General features: G+C 72.0%; 21 protein-coding genes and 1 riboswitch. Of the genes, 11 read left to right on the top strand and 10 right to left on the bottom strand.

Annotated elements, in window-relative coordinates:
- Nucleotides 1–32 precede the first annotated feature (32 nt).
- Nucleotides 33–989, bottom strand: coding sequence for a 16S rRNA (cytosine(1402)-N(4))-methyltransferase RsmH (gene rsmH / locus OG746_RS30565; RefSeq protein WP_266720564.1), 957 nt, complete (start codon nt 987–989; stop codon nt 33–35).
- A 380-nt stretch (nt 990–1,369) separates the two neighbouring features.
- Here rsmH and OG746_RS30560 point away from each other — a divergent pair, with 380 nt between their 5' ends.
- From OG746_RS30560 to OG746_RS30545, 4 genes are all read left to right on the top strand, one after another.
- Nucleotides 1,370–1,987, top strand: a complete 618-nt coding sequence (locus OG746_RS30560; RefSeq protein ID WP_266720563.1) for a beta-class carbonic anhydrase — start codon at nt 1,370–1,372, stop codon at nt 1,985–1,987.
- Between the two features lie 225 nt (nt 1,988–2,212).
- Nucleotides 2,213–3,256, top strand: coding sequence for an AAA family ATPase (locus OG746_RS30555; RefSeq protein WP_266720562.1), 1,044 nt, complete (start codon nt 2,213–2,215; stop codon nt 3,254–3,256).
- Nucleotides 3,256–4,677 carry a DUF58 domain-containing protein gene (locus OG746_RS30550; RefSeq protein WP_266720561.1) on the top strand — a complete coding sequence of 474 codons (1,422 nt, stop codon included), beginning with the start codon at nt 3,256–3,258 and terminating at the stop codon, nt 4,675–4,677. The genes OG746_RS30555 and OG746_RS30550 overlap by 1 nt, the downstream gene beginning before the upstream one ends.
- Nucleotides 4,674–7,082: a transglutaminaseTgpA domain-containing protein gene (locus OG746_RS30545; RefSeq protein ID WP_266720560.1), complete on the top strand. Its 2,409-nt coding sequence runs from the start codon at nt 4,674–4,676 to the stop codon at nt 7,080–7,082. The genes OG746_RS30550 and OG746_RS30545 overlap by 4 nt, the downstream gene beginning before the upstream one ends.
- A gap of 152 nt (nt 7,083–7,234) precedes the next feature.
- On the opposite strand, the gene OG746_RS30540 is transcribed toward OG746_RS30545, so the two are convergent.
- From OG746_RS30540 to OG746_RS30530, 3 genes are all read right to left on the bottom strand, one after another.
- Nucleotides 7,235–7,657 carry an SCO2097 family morphological protein gene (locus OG746_RS30540; RefSeq protein WP_266720558.1) on the bottom strand — a complete coding sequence of 141 codons (423 nt, stop codon included), beginning with the start codon at nt 7,655–7,657 and terminating at the stop codon, nt 7,235–7,237.
- A gap of 283 nt (nt 7,658–7,940) precedes the next feature.
- Nucleotides 7,941–8,753, bottom strand: a complete 813-nt coding sequence (locus OG746_RS30535) for a methyltransferase (RefSeq protein WP_266720556.1) — start codon at nt 8,751–8,753, stop codon at nt 7,941–7,943.
- 114 nt (nt 8,754–8,867) lie between these two features.
- A complete protein-coding gene (locus OG746_RS30530) occupies nt 8,868–9,431 on the bottom strand; it encodes an SAV_6107 family HEPN domain-containing protein (protein ID WP_266720554.1) in 564 nt (187 codons plus the stop codon).
- Nucleotides 9,432–9,592: 161 nt separating this feature from the next.
- On the opposite strand from OG746_RS30530, the gene OG746_RS30525 reads away from it, so the two are divergent.
- From OG746_RS30525 to OG746_RS30510, 4 genes are all read left to right on the top strand, one after another.
- The gene (locus tag OG746_RS30525) at nt 9,593–10,390 is read left to right on the top strand and encodes an ATP-binding cassette domain-containing protein (RefSeq protein WP_266720552.1); all 798 of its coding nucleotides are present in this window, start codon (nt 9,593–9,595) and stop codon (nt 10,388–10,390) included.
- Nucleotides 10,362–12,446: a YhgE/Pip domain-containing protein gene (locus tag OG746_RS30520; protein ID WP_266720550.1), complete on the top strand. Its 2,085-nt coding sequence runs from the start codon at nt 10,362–10,364 to the stop codon at nt 12,444–12,446. Before OG746_RS30525 ends, OG746_RS30520 begins: the two co-directional genes overlap by 29 nt.
- 35 nt (nt 12,447–12,481) lie before the next feature.
- Nucleotides 12,482–13,108, top strand: a complete 627-nt coding sequence (locus OG746_RS30515; protein WP_266720548.1) for a TetR/AcrR family transcriptional regulator — start codon at nt 12,482–12,484, stop codon at nt 13,106–13,108.
- Nucleotides 13,109–13,566: 458 nt separating this feature from the next.
- Nucleotides 13,567–15,063: a phytoene desaturase family protein gene (locus OG746_RS30510; RefSeq protein WP_266720546.1), complete on the top strand. Its 1,497-nt coding sequence runs from the start codon at nt 13,567–13,569 to the stop codon at nt 15,061–15,063.
- Nucleotides 15,064–15,195: 132 nt separating this feature from the next.
- Here OG746_RS30510 and OG746_RS30505 read toward each other — a convergent pair whose 3' ends face one another.
- From OG746_RS30505 to OG746_RS30480, 6 genes are all read right to left on the bottom strand, one after another.
- On the bottom strand, nt 15,196–16,080 hold the full coding sequence (locus OG746_RS30505) for a hypothetical protein (protein ID WP_266720544.1): 885 nt from the start codon (nt 16,078–16,080) through the stop codon (nt 15,196–15,198).
- 45 nt (nt 16,081–16,125) lie between these two features.
- Nucleotides 16,126–17,046: a methylenetetrahydrofolate reductase [NAD(P)H] gene (gene metF / locus OG746_RS30500; RefSeq protein ID WP_266720542.1), complete on the bottom strand. Its 921-nt coding sequence runs from the start codon at nt 17,044–17,046 to the stop codon at nt 16,126–16,128.
- 105 nt (nt 17,047–17,151) lie between these two features.
- Nucleotides 17,152–17,802, bottom strand: a complete 651-nt coding sequence (thiE, locus tag OG746_RS30495) for a thiamine phosphate synthase (protein ID WP_266720540.1) — start codon at nt 17,800–17,802, stop codon at nt 17,152–17,154.
- Nucleotides 17,803–17,882: 80 nt separating this feature from the next.
- On the bottom strand, nt 17,883–18,248 hold the full coding sequence (locus OG746_RS30490; RefSeq protein ID WP_266720538.1) for an Rv2175c family DNA-binding protein: 366 nt from the start codon (nt 18,246–18,248) through the stop codon (nt 17,883–17,885).
- A gap of 94 nt (nt 18,249–18,342) precedes the next feature.
- Entirely contained in the window at nt 18,343–19,584 is a 1,242-nt protein-coding gene (locus OG746_RS30485; RefSeq protein WP_524540499.1) for an NAD(P)/FAD-dependent oxidoreductase, read from the bottom strand.
- Nucleotides 19,585–19,703: 119 nt separating this feature from the next.
- Nucleotides 19,704–20,051 (bottom strand): avidin-fold protein, encoded by a 348-nt coding sequence (locus tag OG746_RS30480; protein WP_266720536.1) that lies wholly within the window; start codon nt 20,049–20,051, stop codon nt 19,704–19,706.
- A gap of 52 nt (nt 20,052–20,103) precedes the next feature.
- Nucleotides 20,104–20,217, top strand: a riboswitch (TPP riboswitch).
- Between OG746_RS30480 and thiO the strand changes: the two genes are divergently transcribed.
- From thiO to OG746_RS30465, 3 genes are all read left to right on the top strand, one after another.
- The gene (thiO, locus tag OG746_RS30475; protein WP_266720534.1) at nt 20,215–21,393 is read left to right on the top strand and encodes a glycine oxidase ThiO; all 1,179 of its coding nucleotides are present in this window, start codon (nt 20,215–20,217) and stop codon (nt 21,391–21,393) included. Its footprint overlaps the riboswitch before it by 3 nt.
- Nucleotides 21,390–21,590 (top strand): sulfur carrier protein ThiS, encoded by a 201-nt coding sequence (gene thiS, locus OG746_RS30470; protein ID WP_266720532.1) that lies wholly within the window; start codon nt 21,390–21,392, stop codon nt 21,588–21,590. Before thiO ends, thiS begins: the two co-directional genes overlap by 4 nt.
- Nucleotides 21,591–21,597: 7 nt before the next feature.
- The gene (locus tag OG746_RS30465) at nt 21,598–22,392 is read left to right on the top strand and encodes a thiazole synthase (RefSeq protein ID WP_266720530.1); all 795 of its coding nucleotides are present in this window, start codon (nt 21,598–21,600) and stop codon (nt 22,390–22,392) included.
- The last annotated feature ends 64 nt before the right edge of the window (nt 22,393–22,456 follow it).

The raw sequence follows: 22,456 nt of genomic DNA, 5'->3' as shown, positions 1-22,456 counted from the left end.
ACCCCTCCACGCGCGCGTACGTCACTCGGCCGTCACCCCTCGACATCCTCGCGGATGCGCTGCGCACCCCGCAGCCGTGCCGGAGCGGCGCGGCGGTTCTCCGCGACCTCTTCCTCCGTGGGGAGTTCGGCGCCACGCGTGAGCAGCGTGAGCCGGGGCTGGTACTGCTCGGGGACGATGGGCAGTCCGGGCGGCGCCGTATTGCCGGCTCCGGCCGCGAACACCTGCTTGACCAGGCGGTCCTCGAGCGAGTGGTACGACAGGACGGCGATCCGGCCGCCGACCGCGAGCGACTTCACGGCCCCCGGGATCGCCCGCTCGAGCACGCTCAGTTCGCCGTTGACCTCGATGCGCAGGGCCTGGAAGGTGCGCTTGGCCGGGTTGCCGCCGGTGCGCTTGGCGGCCTGCGGCAGGGAGTCGCGGATCAGCTCGACGAGCCGGGCGCTGTTGCTGAACGGCTCCTTCTCGCGCTCGCGCACAATGGCCGAAACAATGCGCTTGGCCTGCTTCTCCTCGCCGTACTGGCGGAGAATCCGCACCAGTTCACCCGGCGGGTACGTGTTGAGCACCTCGGCGGCGCTCATCCCGGCCGACTGGTCCATGCGCATGTCGAGCGGCGCGTCCTGCGCGTACGCGAAACCGCGGTCGGCCTCGTCGAGCTGCATGGAGGAGACGCCGAGGTCGAACAGGACGCCCTGCACCTTCGGGATGTCCAACCGGTCGAGGACTTCGGGCAGTTCGTCGTAGACGGCGTGCACAAGGGTGGCCCGGTCGCCGAAGGGCGCGAGCCGCTCGCCGGACAGCCGCAGCGCTTCCTTGTCGCGGTCGAGCGCGACGAGGCGGCAGGAGGGGAACGTGGAGAGCAGCGCTTCGCTGTGCCCGCCGAGGCCGAGCGTGCAGTCGACGACGGCCGCTCCCGGCTGGGCGAGTGCCGGAGCCAACACGTCCAAGCAGCGTTGGAGCATGACCGGAACGTGTCGCTGGCTCAAGGGTCCCTCTCAGGTCCGGCGTGGGGGCGTACGCACTGCCGGGTCCCCGCCCGCTCGTGAAGGGGAAGTGGTCCGTCGGCGCCGGGGAAGTGACGCCGGCCGACCGGAGCGGGAGGAGGCCGAGCCGTACGTACGCGCCGCGCACGCGGGGAGCGTTCCGACAGGTGCCAGGGCGGCAGTGCCGGGATCTCCGTGTTGCATCGTTGCGTGGTTATCTGGGGTCGGCGTCACTTTAGTCCACGGTGCCCCCCGGTCAATCAACCGGTCGATGAAGCGGACTGCGCGTCGCGGCCACGACGACCCGGACGCGCGAATCGGGTGAATTCACCCGAGCGGCCGAGGTCGCGGCCCTGCTGTGGGCTCGCTCACAACAAGGCTCAATGACGTTCTTTGTCCGCTCTCACAGCGGGCCCGGACCAGGCGTGACGGCTACCGTCATAGTCATGACGACTTCTGCTCACCTCCCCTCTGGAGCCCCCTCCGAAGGCGCCATACCCGCCGACGGCAGCGTGACCGACCGCCTCGTCGAAGCGAACGGGCAGTACGCCGCGGCGTTCTCCGACCCGGGCATGGACGCGCGCCCGGTGCTGCAGGTCGCGATCGTCGCGTGCATGGACGCCCGCCTCGACCTGCACGCCGCCCTCGGCCTCGAACTCGGCGACTGCCACACGATCCGCAACGCGGGCGGCGTCGTCACCGACGACGTGATCCGCTCCCTGACCGTCAGCCAGCGCGCGCTCGGCACCCGCAGCGTGGTCCTCATCCACCACAGCAACTGCGGCCTCGAAGGCCTGACCGAGGACTTCAGGACCGACCTGGAGATGGAGGTCGGCCAGCGCCCCACCTGGGCCGTCGAGGGCTTCCGCAATGTCGACCAGGACGTGCGCCAGTCCATCCAGAAGGTGCGCACCTCCCCGTTCCTGCTGCACACCGACGACGTGCGCGGCTTTGTCTTCGACGTGAAGACGGGCCTGCTGCGGGAGATCGAACCGGCCTGACACCCCGCCCGATCGCGGTCGACCTTCCTCTCAAATGACTCCAAGGCCTGACATATCGCGGCCAGTTGTCCACAGGCGAGTGACACGAACCGGTAACGCCAACAAGAATGCGTGTGTGACATCCGCACGAGCGGCGAACATCTCGTGCGCGCTGTCCGTGTATCGGGGTGGGCCGGTTCGCGTCGTTGCGCGTCGGCCCGGAAAGTACGGGCCGAGGAGGGCTGGGTGACGACCTATGACGATCGAGCGAGCCTCACTGATCTGACCACCACCGCGGAGCGTGTGCGCGGGTCGGTGGAGGCTGTGATCGAGGGCAAGCCAGAGGTCGTACGACTCTCGCTGACCGTGCTGCTCGCCGAGGGGCATCTGCTCATCGAGGATGTTCCGGGCGTCGGCAAGACGATGCTGGCGAAGGCGCTCGCGCGGTCCATCGACTGCTCGGTGCGCCGCATCCAGTTCACGCCCGACCTGCTGCCCTCGGACATCACCGGGGTGTCCATCTGGGACCAGCAGCGGCGGGACTTCGAGTTCAAGCCGGGCGCGATCTTCGCGCAGATCGTGATCGGGGACGAGATCAACCGCGCGTCCCCGAAGACGCAGTCCGCGCTCCTGGAGTCCCTGGAGGAGCGCCAGGTCACCATCGACGGGACGACCTACGAACTGCCCAGCCCCTTCATGGTGGTGGCCACCCAGAACCCGGTCGAGATGGAGGGCACCTACCCACTGCCCGAGGCCCAGCGCGACCGCTTCATGGCCCGCGTCTCCATCGGCTATCCGAGCCCGGAGGCCGAGCTGCAGATGCTGGACGTGCACGGCGGCGTGAACCCGCTGGACGACCTGCAGCCGGTGGCGCACGCGCACGAGATCGTGAAGCTCATCGACGCCGTGCGCACGGTCCATGTCGCCGACGCCGTACGGCGCTACGCGGTGGACCTGGTCACCGCCACGCGCACGCATCCCGACCTCAGACTCGGCGCATCCCCGCGCGCGACGCTGCACCTGGTGCGCGCGGCCAAGGCCGCCGCGGCCCTCGCGGGCCGCGAGTACGCGCTGCCCGACGACGTGCAGACGCTGGCCGTGGCGGTCCTGGCGCACCGTCTGCTGCCCACCGCCCAGGCCCAGTTGAACCGGCGCACCGCCGAGCAGGTCGTCCTCGACATCCTGCAGCGCACCCCGGTCCCGGCCGCGGAGCCCCGCGCCGCGCAGACCTACGACTCGACGACGCCCCCGCTGTACGGCCAGCAGCCGCCCGGTCCGCGGAGGCTGTGATGACACCGGGGGGACAGGTCGGGAGCTACGCGCCGGATCCGGGGGGCGGATTCACGGACGGTGGCGCGGGCAAGAACGTCGGCGACAAGAGCGGTCTGCGCACCGCCCTCGCCGGACTCACCACGCGCGGCCGTTCGTTCCTTGCCGCCGGCATCGCGGCGGGGATCTGCGCGTACGTCCTCGGGCAGAGCGATCTGCTCCGGGTCGGTCTGCTGCTCGCGGCGCTGCCGCTGGTGTGCGCGGGCGTCCTGTACCGCACCCGCTACCGGGTCGCGGGCAGCCGCAAGCTCTCCCCCGCGCGCCTACCGGCGGGTTCCGAGGCACGCGTGCACCTGCGCATGGACAACATCTCCCGGCTGCCGACAGGCCTGCTGATGCTCCAGGACCGGGTGCCGTACGTGCTCGGGCCGCGGCCCCGGTTCGTCCTCGACCGGGTCGAGGCGGGGGGCCGCCGCGAGGTGTCCTACCGGGTCCGCTCCGACCTGCGCGGCCGCTATCCGCTCGGCCCGCTGCAGCTGCGCCTGAGCGACCCCTTCGGCATGTGCGAACTGACCCGGTCCTTCTCGACGTACGACAGCCTGACGGTGATCCCGCGCGTGACGGCGCTGCCTCCGGTGCGGCTCACCGGTGAGGCCAAGGGGTACGGGGACGGGCGGCAGCGCTCGCTCGCGCTGGCCGGCGAGGACGACGTGATCCCGCGCGGCTACCGGTACGGGGACGATCTGCGCCGCGTCCACTGGCGCTTGACCGCGCGCTACGGCGAGCTGATGGTGCGCCGCGAGGAGCAGCCGCAGCGGGCCCGCTGCACCGTGCTGCTCGACACCCGCGCGCCCGCCTTCCAGGGCGCCGGACCCGACTCGGCCTTCGAGTGGGCGGTGTCCGCCACGGCCTCCGCCCTGGTGCACATGCTCGAACGCGGCTTCTCCGTCCGCCTGTTGACGGACACGGGCAACGCGGTGCCGGGCGAGGGCACCGACGGCTTCGCGGGCGCGAGCCAGGAGTCGGCCGACGCGGCAGGCCTGATGATGGACACGCTCGCCGTCGTCGACCACTCCGACAGCGGCACGCTCTCCGCCGCGTACGACGTGCTGCGCGGCGGCAACGAAGGACTTCTGGTGGCCTTCCTCGGCGATCTGGACGAGGAACAGGCCTCCGTCGTCGCCAAGATGCGCCGCCGCAGCGGTGGCGCGCTCGCCTTCGTCCTGGACAGCGACTCCTGGACCCAGGGGCCCGGTGCGCCGGTCTCGGAGCGCTGCACCGAGCGGCTGCGGATGCTGCAGGAAGCGGGCTGGACCGCGGTGGCCGTGCCGCACGGCGCCTCCCTCGAGGAGCTCTGGCGGCAGGCGGACCGGGAGCGTACCGGACTGTCCGCGCCGGCCGGTCCCCCGCGTTCCCCGAACACTTCAGGGGGTTGGTCATGAGCGGCGGCGCCCGCCTGTCGATCTGCGCCACGCTGGCCACGTTCCTGGCCTCGTGCGCGCTGCTCCCGCTGGTCGACCGGTCCACCTGGCTGTTGCAGACCGCGATCCTGCTGGTGATCCAGGCCGCGGTGGGCGCGCTCGCCCGCCGGGTGCCGCTCGCCCGCCCGCTGACCGTGGCGGCGCAGGCCCTCGTGTCGCTGCTGCTGCTCACCGTCCTCTTCGCCCGCGACCAGGCGATCGCCACGGTCCTGCCGGGCCCCGAGGCCTTCCGGCACTTCGGCGTGCTGCTCCAGGCGGGCGGCGAGGACGTGGGGCAGTACGCCATACCGGCGCCGCTGACCGACGGCATCCGGCTGATGCTGGTGGGCGGCGCGCTGGTGATCGGTCTTTTCGTGGACGCCCTCGCAGTGACGTTCCGCAGCGCGGCCCCGGCCGGGCTGCCGCTGCTCGCCCTGTACTCGGTCGCCGCCGGGCTCTCCGAAGGCGGCGCCGGCTGGCTGTGGTTCCTGCTCGCGGCCGCCGGCTACCTCCTGCTGCTGCTCGCGGAGGGGCGCGACCGGCTCTCCCAGTGGGGCCGCGTGTTCGGCGGCGCCGGGCGGACGCCCGGCGGGTCCACGCCCGTGCAGGAGGGCGGCGGGGGCGGCGCCCTGGCCCCGGTCCGCACCGGCCGCCGGATCGGCGCCGTCGCCCTGGGGATCGCCCTGGTGGTGCCGCTCGCCCTGCCCGCCCTGGACGGCGGGCTCCTCGGCCCGTCCGGCAAGGGTGTGCGCGGCGGGGCCGGGGGTGGCGGCACGATCTCCGCGGTCAACCCGCTGGTCTCGCTGCAGAACAGCCTGAACCAGCCGGAGGACCGGGAGGTGATGACGTACCGGACGAACACGGACGAGACGTCCGACATGTATCTGCGGATCGTGGCGCTCGACGAGTTCGACGGCACGACCTGGCGCCCCTCGGTGCGCAGCATCGACGACGTGCCGTCCCCCCTGCCGGATCCGCCGGGTCTGGGCGCCGACGTGCGCAGGACCCAGGTGCGGACGTCGATCTCGGCGGCCGACTGGTACGCGCAGGACTGGCTGCCGATGCCCTATCCGGCGACGCAGGTGGGGATCGACGGGCGCTGGCGGTTCGAGCGGGTCGGCCGGACGCTGGTGGGCGACCACGGGCAGACCACGCGCGGGAAGACGTACACCGTCGACAGCCTGATCGTGCGGCCGACACCGCAGCAGCTCGCCGCCGCGGGCGAGCCGCCCGGCGACATGGTCCGCGAGTTCACCAAGGTGCCCGCCTCGCTTCCGGACGTGGTCCGCACGACCGCGCTCAAGATCACCGAGGGCGCGTCGAACAACTACGAGCGTGCGGTGAAGCTGCAGGACTACTTCGCGGTCAGCGGCGGGTTCACGTACAACACGGAGGTGCGGGCCGGCAGCGGTTCCGCCGCGATCGCCCGGTTCCTGAGGCAGAAGGAGGGCTTCTGCGTCCACTTCTCCTTCTCGATGGCCGCCATGGCGCGCACGCTGGGCATCCCGGCCCGTGTCGCGGTCGGCTTCACGCCGGGCGTACCCGCGGGTGAGGGGAAGTACTCGGTGGGCCTGCGCGACGCGCACGCCTGGCCCGAGCTGTACTTCGAGGGCGTCGGCTGGACCCGCTTCGAGCCCACGCCCAACCGCGGCACGGCCCCGGACTACACGGTCGAGAACAACCCGGCGGGCAGCCCCAGCAATCCGGCGGCGCCCAGCGAGTCCGCCTCCGCCACGCCCTCGGCCCCGGAGCCCTCGACGTCCGAGAGCTGCTCGGTGGCCCAGCGCAAGGAGGGCAGCTGCGCCAGCACCGCGCCTGCGGTCGTGGGCGGCTCGCCGGACGACGGGCCGCCGTTCGGCACGATCGCCGTGGTGGCCCTGATCGCGCTGCTGGTCGTCGCGGTGCCGCTGCTGCCGATGCTGTGGCGCAGGCGGGTCCGGGCACTGCGGCTCGGTTCGGCGGGCCGCACGGACGCCGATGCCGCCGGGCGCACCCTGGCCGCCTGGCGCGAGGTCACGGACACGGCGTGGGACCACGGCATCGCGCCGGACGACTCGCAGACCCCGCGGACGGCGGCGGCCCGCATCGTCCGGATCGGTGAGCTAGAGCCCGATGCGGCCGACAGCGTGCACCGGGTGGCCGCGGCGGTGGAGCAGGTCCTGTACGCGCCCCGGCCCCGGCCCGCGTCGGGTCTGGGCGAGGACGTGCGCCGCCTGCACGACGATCTGCACGCGAAATCGAGCCGGTCGACCCGGCTCCGGGCGACGTTCGCGCCCCGCTCGACCGTCCGGGTGGTGTGGGCGGCGGCGCGGCGCTGGGAGTCGTTCACCCTGAGCGTGCGCGGCCGGTTCACCCGGCCGACGCGACCGACCCGCCAGGAAGGCTGAGCGGGGCCGGCCCCCACGGCGGGGCCGGCCCACGACAGCCGGGCCGGTCCCCCACGGCCAGAAGGCTTGTTACAACCAGAGAGGCTTGTTACGCAGAAAGGGTGACCGCACGACGCGGTCACCCTTCACACTCGTATGCCGACGGCCTGCTCCTAGCGGCCGCCGCCACCCTGCTCGTCCCGGCGGCGCTGCCAGCGCTGCTCGATGCGGTCCATCATGGAGCGCTTCTGTTTGCCCTGCCGTCGCGTCGCCGGCGCGCCCGGCGCGGTTCCCGCGGATCCGGCCGCCGGCTGCTCGCCTGGTTTGGGGGCCTTGCGCCAGCCGGTGACGGCGAGCACGGCACACCCCAGCATGACGAGGAACCCCACCACGCTGATCCAGATCTGCTGCGCGACCATTCCTGCCATGAGGAGCGCGATACCCACCAGGAAGCCCACGACTGCCTGGTAGACCCGACGTCGGGTGTATGTACGCAGCCCGCTTCCCTCAAGCGCTGTCGCGAACTTGGGATCTTCGGCGTACAGCGCTCGCTCCATCTGCTCGAGCATGCGCTGCTCGTGCTCCGAGAGCGGCACGGAGTCCTCCTCATCGTGCAGTCGCCGGGGCGACCGGGGGTCCCCTTCAGGATAGGCAGGGAATCGCCCCCGTGAAACCCGCCCCTCTACGCCAACTTCGCCATTGCCGACCACGACACGGCGTCCCGGCTCACAGGGCGACATGCCCCGGAGGCCGACCCGTCATGCCGGACCGTCACCTCAGATCATACGGCGCCGAGCGCCCGATCGGGGGGCCTGTGGCGTACTCCATCAAACGCTGCGCCGCTGATCAGCGGCAGCGCCCGGCCACCGGTCGGCCCGGTCAGCCCTCTTCGGCCACTCGCTTCTCACCGAGCACGTGCAGTTGCGTGGCCACGGCATGGAAGGCGGGCAGCTCCGCGGCGGCCGCCTCGAGCTTCAGCAGCTCCCGCTGCGCGCTCGGCTCGGTGTCCACGAGGACGCCCGGGACGAGGTCCGCGAAGACCCGCACACCGTGCACCGCGCCGACGTCCACTCCGGCCCCGACGAGGAGCTCCGTGAGCTGCTCGGCCGTGAAGCGGCGCGGCACCGGGTCGCCCTCGCCCCAGCGGCCGGCCGGGTCGTCGAGCGCATGCCTGGCCTCCTTGAAGTGCCCCGCGAGGGCCCGCGCGATGACGGCGCCGCCGAGGCCCGCGGCGAGCAGGCTGAGCACGCCGCCGGAGCGCAGGGCGCCCACGGCGTTGCGCACGCCCTCCGCGGGCTCCTCCACGTACTCGAGGACGCCGTGGCACAGGACCGCGTCGTATCCGTCGCGCTCGACGACGTCGAACAGGCCCGAGACATCGCCCTGGACGCCGCGCACCCGGTCGGCGACACCGGCCTCCGCCGCCCTGCGCTCCAGGGCGAACAGCGCGTTCGGGCTCGGGTCGACGACGGTGACGCGGTGGCCCAGCTGGGCGACCGGCACCGCGAAGTTGCCGCTGCCGCCCCCGGTGTCGAGTACATCGAGAACGCCGTGGGCCTCGCTCCCCGCCGACTTGGCGCGCCGGTCGAGGGCGTCCTGGAGGACGTCCCAGACCACGGCGGTACGGAGGGAGGCGCGGGGCCGCGAGGAGTCGGAGCGCGGTGACGTGGTTCGAGGGTGGTGATCCGACACGGCAGGTGACTCCTCGGGGCGGCTCCGACCGGCGGCGGAGCAAGTACTGGTTCGGGCGCCTCCACCCTAATGGGCGCGGCCCTGCACCCATGCCATCCGTGCGCCGCCGGCCCGCTACCCCGCGTCCTGCACCTTTCCCGGGCTCGCGCGCTCGTCCCCCTCCCGCCGGGGCTGGGGCAGCACCGGCTGCAGCACGAGCGCGCGCTCGACCAGGCGCAGGAACATCGCCACGTCACGCAGCAGGTCGTCGGCGTCGCGTGCGGTGGCCGCGTCGCGGATGCCCGCCTCCGCGCGGGCCCGCTTGGTGGCGCCCGAGGCGAACAGGATGCTCCACTCCGCCAGCTCGGGGGCTATCTCGGGGAGCACTTCCCACGCGCTGCGGATCTTGGCGCGGCGCCTTGGCGTGGACTCGGGCCTGCCGCGCGCCGCGAGCACGGCGGCGGCGGTGCGCAGCGCGGCGAGATGGGCCGTGGCGTACCGCTCGTTCGAAGTCTCGAGCACGGACGCCTCGTCGAGTCCGGCGCGGGCCTGGGCGAGCAGATCGAGGGCGGCGGGCGGAGCACCGGCCCGGCGGAGCACCGGGTGGATGTCGCTCGCCGGTCCGGTGGGTGAGGGGGCAGGGCCGGTGGCGCCGCGGCGGCGGGTGGCAGCTGCGGTGGGTGCCTCGTGTCCAGCCATGACGAACCTCCTGTCGTCTGTGTGACGGCGCTGTGGCCGTATGTGTCCATCGTGGGGTACGCCACTGACAATCGGCCCTGACCAGGCATTTTGCTTCGATCGGAAGTTCGGGCTAACTTTTGCACTGACCAGTCAGTTCAAAGAGGTGCCCAGGGGGAACCATGGACGGCCCGGCAAGCGGGGCGACGAGCGCGGACGAGCACGGGGCGACGGCCGGAGCCTCGGTGGCCGCCACGGAGTTCGGCCTGAAGGGGCCGCGGGGCTGGGCCTTCCGGGGCATCGACGTCGACGCGGCGGCGGGCTCGCTCGTCGCGATCGAGGGCCCCTCCGGCAGCGGGCGCACCTGCCTGCTGCTCGCGCTGACCGGGCGGATGAAGCCGAGCGAGGGCACGGCGCGGGTCGGCGGGATGCGGCTGCCGAAGCAGCTGACCGCCGTACGCAGGATGAGCGCGCTCGCGCACGTCCCCGGCGTGACGGAGCTCGACCCCGCCCTGACCGTGGCCGAGCACCTGCGCGAACAGGCGCTGCTGCAGCGGAGGTTCGACGGAACGCTCCGCGGGCTGCTGCGCACGCCCGCCGAGCGGCGGGCCGAGGCGAGCCTGCGCATCGACGCCGCGCTCGCCGCCGCGGGGCTCGACACCGAGACGCTGCCGAAGGGCTCCCGCACCTCCGTGCGCGACCTGGAGCGCCTCGAAGCGCTGCGCCTGTCCCTGGCACTCGCGCTCATCTCCCGGCCCCGCCTGATCGGCGTCGACGACACCGACCTGAAGCTCGCGGACGCCGAGCGGGCCGAGATCTGGGCCCAGTTGCGGACCGTGGCCGACGCGGGCACGACGGTTGTCGCCGTGTGCAGCGAGGCCCCCGAAGGGGCGGTCGTCGTATCGACCGCTCCGGTGAACACCACGAACGACACCGCGAAGGAGACGGCCGATGCGCTCGCCGAAGCTCGCCGCGCTTGAACTCAGGCGCTTCGGCAGGGGAAAGCTGCCGCGTGCCGCACTCGTCGCGCTTCTGCTGCTGCCGCTGCTCTACGGGGCGCTGTACCTGTGGTCCTTCTGGGACCCGTACGGCAAGCTCGACAAGATCCCCGTGGCGCTCGTCAACGACGACCAGGGGGCGACGGCCGCCGGCAAGAAGGTCACCGCGGGCGACGACATCACCAAGGGGCTGTACGACAGCGACACCTTCCAGTGGCACGAGGTCGACTCCGCGCAGGCCAAGAAGGGCCTGGAGGACGGCACGTACTACCTGTCGCTGACCATGCCGAAGGACTTCAGCAAGCGCATCGCGTCGAGTTCGGGTGAGTCGCCCGAGACCGGCGCCCTCCAGGTGCGCACGAACGACGCGAACAACTACATCGTCGGGCAGATCTCCCGGACGGTCTTCTCCGAGGTGCGCTCCGCGGCGTCGAGCAACGCGTCGCGCTCGTTCCTCGACAAGATCTTCGTGTCCTTCTCGGACATCCATGACGCGACGCAGAAGGCGGCCAAGGGCGCGGACCAGCTCGAGGGTGGCATCGGCAAGGCCAAGAAGGGCTCGAAGGACCTGGCCGACGGCCTGAAGGACGCCAAGAAGGGCAGCGGCGACCTGGAGAGCGGCCTGACCAAGCTCACCACCGGAGCCGGTGACCTGGAATCGGGCTCCCGACAGGTCTCCGACGGCACGCAACAGCTCGCCGACAAGGTGAACGGCGCCGCCGATCAGGTACGCCCCTTCCTGAAGGGCAACAAGAAGGCGATCGCCGACACGGCGCGGCTCGTCGCCGACTCCGCGGCGGGCGTCCGGCACAACCTGGACGACCTGGTGAGGATCGCCCCCACCGCACGTACGGGCGCGCACGCGGGCTCCGACGCCCTGGACGCCGTCTACGAAAGGCGCTGCGAGAAGGCGGTGATCGACGATCCCGCCTGCCCGGACCTGAAGAAGGCCAAGACGGCCGCGAACGACGTCGCCACGATCTCCGACGACCTGAACACGCTCATCCAGGACGAGCACGGGAACCTCGGCCAGATGGACAGCCACCTGGCGACGCTCCAGGAGCAGTCCGAGGCCCTGGCCAAGAACGCCCCGACGCTCGACAAGGACCTCGACAACGCGGTCGCCCAGATCAACAAGCTCAACGACGGGGCGGGCCAGGTCGCCGCGGGCGCCCAGAAGCTGCACACGGGGCTCGGCACGGCGCAGTCCGGATCGGCCGAACTCAACTCCGGGGTCGGCGAGTTGAAGACCGGCGCGAACGACCTGAACGGCGGAATGTTCCAGCTGGCCGACGGCTCGGGCAAGCTCGCCGGCGGACTGCACGACGGCGTGCAGAAGATCCCCGACTACGACAAGAAGGACCGCGACCAGCGCACCGGGGTGATGGCCGACCCCGTCCAGCTGGCCTCCCAGTCGCTGCACAAGGCGCCCAACTACGGGACGGGCTTCGCGCCCTACTTCATCCCGCTCTCCCTGTGGGTGGGCGCGATGGTCGCCTACATGTTGATCCAGCCGATGAACCGGCGCGCCCTCGCAGCCGGCTCCTCGTCCTGGAGGGTGGCGTTCGCGGGCTGGCTGCCCGTGGCCGCGCTCGGGTTCCTACAGGTGGCGGCCCTGATGTCCGTACTGCACTGGGCACTTGGGCTGCAGATGCTGCACGCGGCGGGAACCGTCGGCTTCCTGTTCCTGGTCACGGCGTGCTTCGCGGCGATCGTGCAGTGGCTGAACGCGCGCTTCGGGGCGGCGGGCCGCATCCTTGTGCTCGCCTTCCTGATGCTGCAGCTGACGTCGGCGGGCGGCACCTATCCGGTGCAGACGAGCCCCGGCTTCTTCAACGCGCTGCACCCGTTCCTGCCGATGAGTTACGTCGTCGAGGCCCTGCGGCGACTGATCTCCGGCGGCGGGCTCGGGCCCGTGTGGCAGGCCTGCGTGGTGCTCACGGCGTTCACGGTGGGCGCGCTCGCCCTCACGGCGTGGACGGCCCGGCGCAAGCAGGTGTGGACGCTGGACCGACTGCACCCGGAGCTGAGCCTGTGAGCGCACCCACATCGGCTCCTGTGAGAATCAGGGGCATGGAAAGCAGCACACGGCGCCAGGCCACCCGGCAGAAGCTCTACGAGGCCGCGGTCACGCTCATCGCGGAACAGGGCTTCTCCGCCACCACGGTCGACGAGATCGCCGAGCGGGCCGGGGTCGCGAAGGGCACGGTCTACTACAACTTCGCCAGCAAGTCGGTCCTCTTCGAGGAGCTGCTGCGGCACGGCGTCGGGCTCCTCTCCGCCTCCCTCCGGGAGGCGGCGCAGAAGTCGGACGAGAACGGCGGCAGCAAGGTCGACGCCCTGGACGCGATGATCCGTGCGGGTCTCGAGTTCATCGACCAGTACCCGGCCTTCACCCAGCTCTACGTCGCCGAGCTGTGGCGCACCAACCGTGCCTGGCAGTCCACGCTCGCCGTGGTCCGCAACGAGACGGTGGCCGTGGTCGAGGACGTTCTGCGGGCCGCGGTGGAGAGCGGTGAGCTGAGCGAGGAGATCGATGTGCCGCTCACGGCGGCGGCCCTCGTGGGCATGGTCCTCGTGGCCGCCCTGGACTGGCAGGCGTTCCAGCCCGAGCGCTCGCTGGACGATGTCCACGGCGCGCTCTCGCTGCTGCTCCAGGGGCGGGTGGGCGGCGGGCAGCCGCTGACGGGCAAGGCCTGAGGCACAGCTGCCGGGCCGGGGCCGCCGGCACAAATGAAGCGCCGGTCCGGCAGGGCCTGTGGTCGTTCTCAGGCCTCACCGGACCGGCGCATCCCCCGTGGATCCCCGTTGTTCCCCCGTGGATCCCCCGTTTCCCCCGTTGGACCCCCGTTAGGTCTCCCTCCAGGGTCCCCCGTGCTCACTCCCGCCCTTGCGGGCGAGAGGAGCGGCAAGAGGCACTCGATCCGTTCCGCCGCCCCGTGTCGGCGGTGCCGCATCCGTGCCCCTCTCCGTGGTCTCCACTCTTCCGTCTGCGCAGGTCCGGACCCATCCGCGTATCTACTCATCTCCCCGACTAGGTACGGATACTCAGACGTCCGCGCTCAGGCCCAGGCGCACTGCGTGCCCGCACTCAGCGGTCCACCGGCCGCCGCGACCTGGCGGCGGTGTTGTCAGTGGTGGCGGATAAGGTCCCTGGCATGGCACGAATTGCGGTGATCGGCGCGGGGATGGGCGCCATGGCGGCCGCCGCTCGGCTGGCCGTCGCGGGCCACCGACCGGTGGTCTTCGAGCGCGCGTCGACGTACGGCGGGTCACTGGGCCGCATCGAGCGCGACGGCTTCGCGTTCGACACGGGCCCGGGGCTGCTCCATCTGCCCGCGGTCCACCGGGACTTGTTCATCAAGACCGGCAAGGAGCCGCTGGAGGATCTCGTCGGCCTCACCCAGATCGAGCCCGCAGTGCGGCATGTCTTCGCGGACGGCACGACGACGGACCTGCCGAACGCGCGGCGGGCTGGCGTCGCCGAGGCGCTGGACGCGGCGATCGGTCAGGGCGCGGGCGGGCGCTGGTCGGCGTTCATGAACCGCGCGCGGGAGGCCTGGGACCGCTCGCGGCGCCCGCTGCTCGAAGAGCCGCTGTGGCCGAACTGGCAGGTGCTGGCCGACCGCGAGCCGTACCCCGCGGTAGTGCACAAGCGGGTCCTTCGCAAGGACCGCGCGGCGGCGACGCTCGCCGAGATCGGTGCGCTCGAGCTGGGCGGGGAGCCGCGCCTCGTGGCGCTCCTTGAGCAGTACGCGCTGGCGAGCGGTCTCGATCCCCGTACGGCCCCTGCGAGCGCGGCCGTGCTGCCCTACATGGAGCAGACGTTCGGGACATGGGCGGTGACCGGCGGAATGCGGGCCCTCGCGGACGCCGTGCACGCGCGCTGCCTGAAGCGGAAGGTCGAGTTCAGATTCGGCTCGGCCGTCACCCGGATCGTGGAGAAGGACGGGCGCGCGGCCGGTGTGGAACTGGCCGACGGCACGGTGGAGGAAGCCGAGTTCGTGGTGGCGGGCGTCGCCCCGGGCGTGCTCGGCGGGCTGCTTCCGGGTCGGCCCGTGCGCGCCGAGGGGCCGGCCCAGCGCGAGTCGGCGTGGCCGAGCCGGCTGACCGTGCACCTCGCGCTGCGCGGGGCCCGGCCGACGGCCACCCCGCACCGCACGGTCGTGCACGGGGCGGACCGGGACGCCGAGTTGGCCTGGCTCTTCGAAGGCGGCGCGGCGCCTTCGAGACCGACGGTGGCGGTGCTGCGCACCGATGAGGCGACGGCGGTGCCGGACGCCGAGCACGAGGCGGTGACGCTCACGGTGACGGTTCCGTCGCACGCGCGCGTGGGCGAGGCCGACGTGGAGCGGGTCCTCGCGGCGGCCGAGCGTGCGGTGCCCGACCTGCGCGAGCGGCTGCTGTGGCACGAGGTGCGCACCCCGCAGGACATCGCAGAGGCCACCGGGGCCGAGGGCGGCGCCGTGCCCGCCCCCGCGCTCGCGGCGGCGGGCGGCGAGCTGCTGCACGCGCCGAACACCACGGCCCTGCCCGGTCTGACGACCGTGGGCGGCTGGTCCCACCCGGGCGGCGGCCTGCCGCACGCGGGCATGTCCGGCGCGCTGGTGGCGGGCCTGATCGTGGAGGGGCCGGACTTCCAGGGCTCGCAGTGAGCCATGGGCGCCTGCGTTCCGCTCCATGGGCGCCTGCGTGAACTGCGGTAGCCCGCAAAGAGCCCCGAGCGCCTCAGGCTGCTCGGGGCTCCGCGTTCAGTACCAGGTCCGGTACCAGGTCCGGTACTTGGCTCAGTACCTGTACTGCTGCTCGTTGTACCCGTTGTTGTCGTACCCGGTGTTCGGGTCGTGCTGCGGGTACGTCGGGTACTGCTGCTCGGGCGGCAGTTCACCGCCGTAGGTCTGCTGCCCGTCGTTGTTGCGCTGCTGCGGCACCCAGACGCCGCCGGGAGGTGTCTCCCCGCCGTAGCCCGCGGCCGGCGCGTACGGGTCGGCGTAGCCCTGCCCGGCGGCGTACGGGTCGCCGTACTGGGGCTGCGCCGGGTAGGTCTGCGTCCCGATGTACGGGTCCGAGTACGGGGCGGCGTACGGCTGCTGAGCCGGGTCGTAGCCGTAGCTCTGCTGGTCGTAGCCGTAGGCCCCGGCGTCGTAGCCGTAGTCCTGCATCCCGTGCGCCGCCTGGGCGGTCTGGGCGTACGGCGAGTCCTGATAGACGCCGTACTGGCTGGTGTCGTCGGGCATCGGCTCCGGGGCGTACACGGCCGTGCTCTCGGCCGCCGACTCCGGGACCGGCGCGTATTCGGGGACCGGCGCGTACTCCTGCGGCGCCTGCTCGTACTCCAGGTCCGAGACCTGGAGCGTCGGGTCCTGGTGCAGCTCCTTCTCGGAGCGCCGCCCCCGGTCGATGCCGGGAACACCCGGCACGCCCTTGAGGGACCAGCCCGCGGCGAACCCGCGGCGGAACGACAGCGTGACGTACGTCTGCCCGATCGCGAACGCGATGGCCCCGACCCCGATGACGTACACCGAAGGAATAAGGACACCGATCACGACTCCGAGGAAGCCGCCGAAGGCCAGCAGCCGCCAGCGCAGCCGCGCCTTGTACTGCAGCAGGACCTCACCGAGGAGCCACAGTGCCACCAGTCCGAACGCGACATAGAGGACCGCCCAGCCCATGTACGCCCCTCTCGTACGGCCGTAGCCCTGGTGGGTACGGCGAAGTCAGCCCCGCTCTTGGTGCAGGCCCAGGTTCTCGTAGATCTCCAACGTCGCCGTGGAGTTGTTGAGCGTAATGAAGTGCAGACCCGGCACTCCCTCGTCAAGCAGCTTGGCGCAAAACTCCGTAGCGAACTCGATGCCAATGGAGCGTACAGCGGCTGGATCGTCTTTTGCTGTGAGGATTCGCTCTTTCAACTCCGGAGGGAAGTCCGCGTTGCTCAACTTGGGCAGGCGTTCGAGCATGCGCACGCTCGTCACCGGCATGCATTCCGGGATGATCGGCGTCTCGCAGCCGGCCGCGGCGACCTTGTCGCGCAGCCGCAGGTACTCCTCCGGGTAGAAGAACATCTGCGTGATCGCGTAATCGGCGCCCGCGCGGCACTTGTCGACGAAGTGCCGCACGTCGGAGTCCCAGTCCGCCGAGCGCGGGTGCATCGCGGGGAATGCGGCGACACCGACGCAGAAGTCCCCGGACTCCTTGATCAATTCAACGAGTTCGGCCGCGTACGTGAGGCCTTCGGGGTGCGAGATCCAGTCACCCATGGGGTCGCCGGGCGGGTCGCCACGGACCGCGAGCATGTTCCGGATACCGGCGTCGGCGTACTGGCCGATGATGTTGCGCAGTTCGGCGACCGAATGCTCGACGGCGGTGATGTGGGCCACCGGCGTCAGCGTCGTGTCGGCGACGATCTGCTGGGTCTCCTTGACGGTGCCCGCGCGCGTGGAGCCGCCCGCGCCGTACGTCACGGAGACGAAGTCGGGCGAGACCGCCTCTACCCTGCGCAGGGCGTTCCACAGGTTGCGCTCGCCCTTCGGGGTCTTCGGCGCGGAGAACTCGAACGAGAAAGCCGTCTTGCCGGGCGCGAGCATGTCGCGCACGGTGCGGGCACGATCAGTCCTGGTGGAAGCGGTACCTAGGGCCATACGGGCAGGTTACTGACGGATATCCAAAGCCCCTAATCCCCGTCCACCTTGCGGACAGGCCACCAGGACGGCCGTTACTGGCGGATTCCTTCGGGACCGCGCGGGTCAGACGGCACGCAGGCGCTTCGCGAACTCGGCTGCCGCGGCCGCCGGATCGTCGGCCTCCGTGATGGCCCGGACGACGACGGCTCTGCGGGCGCCGGCCTCCAGCACCTCGTCCAGGTTCGTGAGGTCGATGCCGCCGATCGCGAACCAGGGGCGGTCCGTGTCCAGACCCGCCGTGTAACGCACCAGGTCCAGGCCGGGGGCGTACCGCCCGGGCTTGGTCGGGGTCGGCCAGCAGGGGCCCGTGCAGAAGTAGTCCACGCCCTCCTGGACGGCGGCCGCGGCGGCCTCGTCCTCGGCGTGCGTGGAGCGGCCGATGAGCACGTCCTCGCCGAGGACGGCGCGGGCCGCGGGGACCGGCAGGTCGCCCTGGCCCAGGTGCAGCACGTCCGAGCGGATCGCGTGGGCGACGTCCGCGCGGTCGTTGACCGCGAGCAGCTTGCCGTGGCGGCGGGCCGCATCGGCGAACACCTGGAGGTGCTCCAGCTCCTCGCCGGCCTCCATGCCCTTGTCGCGCAGCTGCACGATGTCGACGCCGCCGGCCAGCACGGCGTCGAGGAACTCCGGCAGATCACCCTGGCGCCTGCGCGCGTCGGTGCACAGGTAGAGCCGCGCATCGGCGAGCAGCGCGCGCTTGGACGATTCCGCCATGAAGTCCCCCCGTGGGTCGTGCGATGTCGGTGGCGTGCGCACCACGAGGCTCGCGGTGCGCACGCCGGACAGTTGTCAGGTCAGACGGCGAGCGCCTGGGCGCGGCGCTTCACCTCCGTGCCGCGATTCTCGCTCAAGGCCTGCGCGGGCGTGCCCGGCAGGCTCGGGTCGGGGGTGAAGAGCCACTCCAGCATCTCTTCGTCGCTGAAGCCGTCGTCCCTCAGAACCGTCAGGAGGCCGACGAGCCCCTTGACGATCTTGTCGCCGTCGATGAAGGCGTCGGGCACGTGCAGCGCCCTGTTCTCACCGCGGCGCACGGCGATCAGCTGGCCTTCCTTGACCAGCTGTCGCACACGCGTCACCTCGACATCGAGCTGTTCCGCGATGTCGGGGAGGGTGAGCCAGGCAGGGACAAGAGCATCGATCTTTGCGTCAATCTCGGTCACAGGACAAGCCTGCCATCCCGGACTGACACTCGGAAGCCGGGCCGGTGCGGATGGGCCACGGCTACTCCCGTTTCGCCCCTTCCGTCACGTTCTGTCACGCCTTGGACGTCACCGCGGACTTCAGCGGGCGGGCCGGATCCGCGAGGAGCTCCGGGTCGAGCGCGGTCTCCGCCTGGATGAGCTTGCGCCCTTGGGCCAGGTCACGCGGCTTGCCGACGGCGAGGACCGCCACCAGGGCGCCGCCACGCAGCCAGCACACCGACCAGGCGGCGCCGGCGGGGTCGCCGCGCCACACCGTCGTGTCGGCGCCCGCGTGGTGCCCGGCGTACTGCACGAACCGGCCGAACTGCTCGGACCAGAAATAGGGCACCGGGTCGTACACCGCCGGGGTCTCGCCGACGATGTTCGCCGCCACCGTGCGCGGCCCCTGCAGCGCGTTGTCCCAGTGGTGGACCATGAGGCGCTCCCCGTAGCGCCCCGAGGGGAACGAGGAGCAGTCCCCCACCGCGTACACGTCGGGCACGGACGTGCGCAGCCCGTCGTCCGCGAGGACCTCGCGGTGGGCGCCGAGCTCGATGCCGGAGCCGGCCAGCCAGCGGGTGGCGGGGCGGGCGCCGATGCCGACGACGACGGCTCCCGCGGGCAGCCGCGTGCCGTCGTCGAGGACCACGACGCCCGGCTCGACGCTCTCCACGCGCGCGTTGGTGCGCAGCTGGGCTCCGGCGTCGGCGTACCAGGCCGCCATGGGGGCGGCGATCTCGGCGGGCAGCGCCCCGGTCAGCGGCCGTTCCGCGGCCTCCACCACCGTGACCCGGCAGCCGGCCTCACGGGCCGCGGTGGCGAACTCGGCGCCGATCCAGCCGGCGCCCACGACCACCACGTCGTGCTGCTCCGCGAGGACGGGCCGCAGCCGCTCGGCGTCGTCGAGCGTGCGCAGCAGGTGCACTCCGGGGGCGGATCGCGTGCCCGGCAGCTGGACGGGCTCGGCGCCGGTCGCCACGACCAGTACGTCGTACGGGACCGGGCCCTCGGCCGTGTCGAGCTCGTGGTCGCCGGGCCGCAGCCCGGTCACCTCGCGGCCCAGCTCCAGGGAGACGCCGAGCGCCTCGAAGTCCACGTCGAAGGCCGAGCCCTCGGCCTTGCCGAGCAGCACCGCCTTGGACAGCGGAGGCCGGTCGTACGGCTGATGGGGTTCGGCGCCCAGCAGCGTGACCGCGCCGGCGAAGCCCTGTTCGCGCAGCGCCACCGCCGTCTGCACACCGGCCATGCCCGCGCCCACGATGACGACGTTCCGCTGCCCCGAAGGCGCTCCGCTCCCGCTCCGCTGCTCACTCACGGGATCAACCTTAGGCACCTGATCTTTCGTCAGTCAGCGGTGCGGGCCACTCCCGCGCCGTGACGTCCTGCACATGTGCCGGCGGTTTAGCGATCAAGAGAAGGGCGGCGCCGCGGCGCTCACGCCCGGCCGGGGAGCTCCTCGACCACGCTGGTGCCGCTGCCCGGCTGCGACTCCCACTCCCAGGTCTCGTCGAGGCGCACCCGGCCGTCCGGGAGCTCGGACACGGTCGAGACGCAGTGCCCGGAGGAGGTCGTTCCGTCGGTCTTCAGCTGTACGTAGCGGAAGTCGATCCCGTCCCCTGAGCGCGTGCCCACAAGGTGCCCCTCCACGACATCGCCGCCTACGTAGGCGGCCGAAATCCGGCCGTCCCTCTCCCGGTACGTGAAGCGGGTCCGCGTACCCACCTGCCCCGGTGCCTGGTCGACAACGGGGGACAGAACAAGACCGTCGAGAGAACGGGCCACGGGCTGAGACTCCCTTACTGGAGGCCATGGTGAACGGCTAGGGTGGCCAACGTAGAGCACTCGCGGGAGCCCGTACGCAGCGGGCTGAGAGGGAGGCTGGAGCGGCCTTCGACCGTACGAACCTGATCCGGGTCATACCGGCGAAGGGAGGGGCTTGACGCCCATGTCGTCGACGCCATCCGTTCATTCGCACACCTGCGACGTCCTCGTCGTCGGTGGCGGCATCATCGGTCTCGTCACCGCTTGGCGGGCCGCGCAGCGCGGTCTCTCCGTCGCGGTCGCGGACCCCGAACCCGGCGGCGGGGCCGCCCAGGTGGCGGCCGGAATGCTGGCCGCCGTCACCGAACTCCACCACGGCGAGCAGACGTTGCTCGGCCTGAACCTCGCCTCCGCGCGCCGCTACCCGGACTTCGCGGCCGAGCTGTCCGAGGCCACCGGGCAGGACCTCGGCTACCGCGCGTGCGGCACGCTCGCGGTCGCGCTCGACGCCGACGACCGCGCCCACCTGCGCGAACTGCACGCGCTGCAAACGAAGTCGGGGCTCGAATCCGAGTGGCTCTCGGGCCGCGACTGCCGCCGCCTCGAACCGATGCTCGCCCCGGGAGTGCGCGGCGGACTGCGCGTCGACGGGGACCACCAGATCGACCCGAGAAGGCTCGCGAGCGCCCTCGTGGCGGCCTGTGAGCGCTCCGGCGTGACCTTCCACCGGTCGTGGACCGAAAGGCTCTGTGTCGTCCGCGACCGGGCGCGCGGCGCGGTCCTCGCCGACGGCACCGAACTCGCCGCGGACCAGGTCGTGCTGGCGGCGGGCAGCCGCAGCGGGCAGCTCGCGGGGGTGCCCGACGCGGTGCTGCCGCCGGTCCGCCCCGTGAAGGGCGAGGTGCTGCGCCTGACGGTGCCGAAGCGGTACGCGCCCTTCCTCAGCCGCACGGTCCGCGCGGTCGTGCGCGGCAGCCACATCTACCTGGTGCCGCGCGTCAACGGCGAACTCGTCGTGGGCGCGACCAGCAACGAGCTCGGCTGGGACACCACGGTCACCGCGGGAGGCGTCTACGAACTCCTGCGGGACGCCCACGAACTCGTCCCCGGCATCACCGAACTCCCGCTCACCGAGACCCGCGCGGGTCTGCGCCCCGGCTCCCCCGACAACGCCCCGCTGCTGGGGCCGACCGTCCTGCCCGGCCTCCTCCTCGCCACCGGCCACTACCGCAACGGCGTGCTCCTGACGCCGATCACCGGCGACACCATGGCGCACGCCCTGACCACGGGTGAACTCCCGGAAGAGGCCCGCCCGTTCACACCGCAACGCTTCGGCACCGCCCTCTTGGAGCAGCCCGCATGAAGGTCCACATCAACGGCGAGCCACGCACGGTGGTCGCGGGCACCACGCTCGACCTCCTGGTCACCACGCTCACCACCGCCCCCAAGGGCGTCGCCGCCGCCCTCAACGAAATCGTCGTCCCCCGCACGCAATGGCCCGCCACGGCGCTCTCCGACGGAGACCGCGTCGAGGTCCTCACGGCCGTACAAGGAGGCTGAACCGTCCGTGGCCGACGACACTTTCGCCCTCGGGGGCGACGCGTACTCCTCGCGTCTGATCATGGGCACGGGCGGGGCGCCCAGCCTCGACGTCCTGGAGCGCGCCCTGATGGCCTCCGGAACCGAACTCACCACCGTGGCGATGCGCCGCGTGGACGCGGGCGTGCACGGCTCGGTGCTCTCCGTCCTGGAGAAGCTGAGCATCCGGGTGCTGCCGAACACGGCCGGCTGCTTCACCGCGGGAGAGGCCGTCCTGACGGCCCGCCTCGCGCGCGAGGCGCTCGGCACGGACCTGGTGAAGCTCGAGGTCATCGCCGACGAGCGCACCCTGCTGCCCGATCCGATCGAGCTGCTCGACGCCGCGGAGACGCTGGTGGACGACGGCTTCACGGTCCTGCCTTACACGAACGACGACCCGGTCCTGGCCCGCAAGCTGGAGGACGTGGGTTGCGCGGCGATCATGCCGCTCGGCTCCCCCATCGGCTCCGGGCTCGGCATCCGCAACCCGCACAACTTCCAGCTGATCACCGAGCACGCGCGCGTGCCGGTGATCCTGGACGCGGGCGCGGGCACGGCCTCCGATGTGACACTCGCCATGGAACTCGGCTGCGCCGGTGTGATGCTCGCCTCGGCGGTGACCCGCGCGCAGGAGCCGGTCCTGATGGCCGAGGGCATGCGGCACGCGGTGGAGGCGGGTCGGCTCGCGTACCGCGCGGGGCGCATCCCCAAGCGCCATTTCGCGGAGGCGTCCTCGCCCATGGAGGGGCGGGCGCGGCTCGACCCGGAGCGCCCCGCCTTCTGACGCGGGCGCACGGCGACACCGGTCACAGCTGTGCTGCAGGACGGGCCCAGTCCGGCAGCACGCG

This window comes from Streptomyces sp. NBC_01016 (assembly GCF_026341035.1).
GTDB lineage: Bacteria > Actinomycetota > Actinomycetes > Streptomycetales > Streptomycetaceae > Streptomyces.
The sequence above is the reverse complement of the archived record's forward strand: the minus strand, read 5'-3'. Positions and strand labels throughout refer to the sequence as shown.